General features: G+C 44.5%; 1 protein-coding gene. It reads left to right on the forward strand.

What is annotated here, in order from left to right:
* On the forward strand, positions 1 to 354 hold a 354-nt coding region (gene asp3 / locus J5M58_RS26380; RefSeq protein ID WP_207880295.1), incomplete at its 5' end, for an accessory Sec system protein Asp3.
* Positions 355 to 499: the final 145 nt, after the last annotated feature.

A 499-nucleotide genomic window follows, 5' to 3' on the forward strand; every position in this document is an offset into this window, starting at 1 on the left:
GTGCAATTTTACAATCCTTTGGTGCCATCAGGAACGGAAATCCAGTCTTGGGTGGCCATCCAAAACTATCAAGCTGCTCGTACCCAGCCTGCCCTACCACTTTTGAAAAAGGGGCATAGCTACGACTTGACGGCCACTCTCGAAGCCGTCCCAACTGGCTCAGTCTTTTTGAAAGTCAGCTTTTTGGACCGTTATGGCAATGAAATCAAACAGCTTATTGACAAAAGTACCCACATGACCTTTATTTACCCTCATGAGGCTTATACCTATCGTATTTCTCTCTTGAGTGCTGGGGTCAAAGAGCTGGATTTCTACAGCTTAAAACTGGAAGAAACAGGAGAAGAACATGTTTAAACAACTGAATCCTATTCTCCCTGTTAAGGAGATACTCAAGGAAATCAACGGCCTAGCCGATGAAATGGCTGGTCTGAGCAACCTTGAGTTGAAAAATAAAACGCAGGAATTTAAGGAGCGTTTAGCCCAAGGAGAAAGCTTGGAC

The organism is Pseudomonas sp. 32_A (assembly GCF_017490905.1).
Classification (GTDB): Bacteria; Pseudomonadota; Gammaproteobacteria; order Pseudomonadales; family Pseudomonadaceae; genus Aquipseudomonas; species Aquipseudomonas inefficax.